Source organism: Streptomyces sp. W16 (assembly GCF_033194735.1).
In the GTDB taxonomy this organism is placed as follows: Bacteria; Actinomycetota; Actinomycetes; order Streptomycetales; family Streptomycetaceae; genus Streptomyces.
In genome coordinates this window covers 1-3,147 of record NZ_JAWOAI010000810.1, presented here as the reverse complement: position 1 = coordinate 3,147, position 3,147 = coordinate 1, and the positions used below count along the sequence as shown (strand labels likewise).

General features: G+C 70.4%; 2 protein-coding genes. One reads left to right on the top strand and one right to left on the bottom strand.

Annotation, left to right across the window (positions count from 1 at the left end):
* On the bottom strand, window positions 1–1,944 hold a 1,944-nt coding region (locus tag R6V09_RS49670), incomplete at its 3' end, for a TIR domain-containing protein (protein ID WP_317888020.1).
* Window positions 1,945–2,072: 128 nt separating this feature from the next.
* Between R6V09_RS49670 and R6V09_RS49665 the strand changes: the two genes are divergently transcribed.
* Window positions 2,073–3,147, top strand: a 1,075-nt coding sequence (locus R6V09_RS49665; protein ID WP_317888019.1) for a hypothetical protein, incomplete at its 3' end; no start/stop codon positions are given.

Below are 3,147 nucleotides of genomic sequence, written 5' to 3'. Positions count from 1 at the left end.
CGGGTCCCCGCTGCCGCCGACGGACGCGTCCCCCGAGGCGATCGGGCCGACCACGACCCGCGGTCCGGCGTTCCGGGGACCGCTGGGCGGACGCTCGTACACCTTCTCGGTCCAGTAGGTGTAGTTGAGGCGCATGCTGTCACCGAGCGCGGCCACCCCCTCGTGCGCCAGGTGGCTGTGGTCGGGGCGGGGCCGACAGCTCTGTTCCAGTTCGTCGTACGTGTAGCCGTGCAGTCGGTTGGAGATCACCACGTCGCCGGGCACGAGGTCGGGGGCGATGGCGCAGCAGGCTCCGACGAAGACCACCGTCTCGGGCTGGTGCTCCTCGATCGTGGCGGCGACGGCGTTGGCGACCCCGTCGCGGCCGGCACAGGGCTGGGCCACCACCACCTCGTAGGCGCTGCTGCGGCCCACGGCCTGGACGCTGGTGCGCAGCCACGCGCATCCGGTGCCGTGCAGTGCGGTCTCGGTGTGCGCGCCGGAGGTCTCCAGATGCCGGCGCAGCGCGTCATGGGCCTCGGGCAGGAGCGTGATGAGCGCGATGTCGCACCGGCGTCCCGGGGTGGGCGGGCGGGCCGCGGCACCCCGCTCCCCGGCCGTCACGGCGCGGTCCTCCAGCCGGCGGCGCTCGACGAACTCGTTGTCCACGTCACGGCCGATGACCGTGACCTGTTCGTCCTGGGACAGGTGGCCGATGGACCGGCCCTGGAAGGTGACCTGCCGTGCCACTCCGGGGCCGAGGAAGTACGGCAGGATCACCAGCCGGCCGTCGGCGCGCAGGCGTTCGGCGATGTCGTACTCCTCCCGGCAGTACTCGCTCTCCCAGTAGTGCTGGCTGATGAGCGGCAGGAACACCCGGCACGCGGCCACGTTCGCGTACAGCTGGCTGCGCCAGTCGGCACCGAGCTCGATGGTGTTGCGGCGCAGGTAGTGGAAGTACGACAGGTTCTGCAGTTCGAGGCTGCGGCCGATGCGCTGAGCCAGCGCGTCGTCCCCGCGGGCGTTGCTGAGGAAGATGCTGCCCTGGGCCCGGCCGAGGCTGCGGAAGTATCCGACGCCCTCCTCGTAGGTCTCGAACTCCAGCCGTGGCTGGTAGAACCGGGCCACCAGGTCCTGAACCCGGCCGGCGAGTTCCTCCGGGTGGCTCCAGTGGACCGTGATGCGGTCCGCCGGCTCGGCCGCCCGGAGGGCGGCTCCGCTCACCAGTTTCGACGGCTGCGGCACATACCGGCCGTCGGGTGGATCGTGGATCAGTTTGAGGGTCGGCCGGAAGCGGCCGCTCAGCTCGGGGAAGACCCAGGGCACCGCGTGGGGGGAGGCGACGTCGACGACGACGAAGTCGCACTCGTCGACGGCGAGCAGGAACTCGAAGAGATCCTCGAATTCGAGACTGATGGTGCGGGCGCGGTATCCGACGTCCTCGACCGCCCGCCGGATGAGCGGCTCGGCGGCCCGGTACGCGGGGTCGTCGGGCAGGATCAGTCCGACCGTGCCGAGCAGTCCCTTGGCGGCGCCGCCGGCCGGACCGCTCCGGCTGGTGAGGCGTGCGATCGCGGGCTTCACCTCGCCCGCGGCGGGGAGTTGGCGGCGGTTGAACACGATGCGCTGCTCGTCGGCCACCGGGAAGAACCCGGCCGACACACCGGTCTCCATGAACACGAGCCTGGGCTTTCTCGCCTGCAGCGCGAGGTCGTGCTCGTGCACCATGAACGGCGAGGCGCGGTACCGGCGTTCCTCCTGACGATGCGTCACCACGCCGACAAAGCAGGCGCTCTGATCCATCATCAGTTCCAGATGGGTGGGCGAGAGGGGATTGGTCTTCGGGTCGACCGCGAAAGTGAAACCCTCGTTCCAGAAGAGGTTCCAGAAGTGTTCGTTCAGATCCCGGTCCTCTGCCCAGTAGCTGTGACTGAAATAGGCCGGTATCCGGCTGAGGCCCGCCATCACTTCTCCCCACCGTCGGCTCACCCATCCCCCTGCACGCCCCCGACTACACCCCGAACTCCAAAAAATGCGGCGAAAACCCGCTGAACCAGTCGAGACGCATCAGAGGCAACTGCCTAGACTGGTACATGACTTCGCCGCACTCCGCGCGTCCTCTCATAGCCGTCGTCGGCAGCACCGACCCCGGTCGCACCTTCTCCCACCCCCTCAGGGCCACCGATCTCGCTCCCGAGGCCTGTCGGCAGCTGGGCAGAGAGCTCGCCCGGGCCAGTTGTGATCTGGCCGTCTTCTCCAGCAGCTCCGAGTACATCGAGACCGATGTCGTGGCCGGGTACGCGGACGCCTGCACCGAGGCGGAGCCCGGCCGGGTGGCGGCCTTCCCGCCGCGCCACAGCGACGTCGACTTCGGCCTGGCGCCGGACGTCCACGTCAGCCTGGAGATCCTCCGCGACAGCAGCGGCGAGTGGGAAGTGGCGTTCTACCACACCCTGTTGAGCTGCGACGGCGTGCTGCTGATGGGGGGCGGCCAGTCCACCAGGGTGTCCGGGATCATCGCCCTGTCGCAGCGTCTGCCGCTGGTGACGGTGGCCGCGTTCGGCGGCGGGGCCGGCCAGGTGTGGATCAACTTCGACAAGGTCCGCAACGACGCGGACGACTCCGACATCCGCCTGATGGGCGACAACTGGTCCTCGGCGTCCGCCTCCCGGCTGATCGCCTGTCTGCTCAGACAGCGGGAACGCAGGCTGCGCACCCTCGCGGAACGCGCGCGGGACGAACGCACGGCGGCCCGGCGGTCGGCCAGGGGGCTCGCCGTGGCGGCCGTGTGCATGCTGGTCTCCGTCGCGGCCCTGGTGACGGCCCGGCAGTCGCGGCAGGCGGGCGCCCTGGATCTGCTGGTCCTGGTGGGCGCCCCGCTGGTGGCCTCGGCCGCGGGCGCGATCCTGCGCAACTCCTTCGAGAGCGACGTGCGGTGGGGACGTGCGGCGGTACGGGGGCTGGGTGCCGGGCTGGTCTGCGTCCTGCTCTACGTCGCTTCCCAGCTGCTGACCGTCCCCGCCCTCCTCGACCATCTGGACGTGCGCCGACTGCTGTTCTTCACCATTCCGCTCGGCTTCACCGCGGGCTTCACCTTCGACCTGGTCTTCGAGCGGCTGCGCACCGGCGCGGCGGGCCCGCCGTCCGTCCCCCCGCCCGACCCGCTGG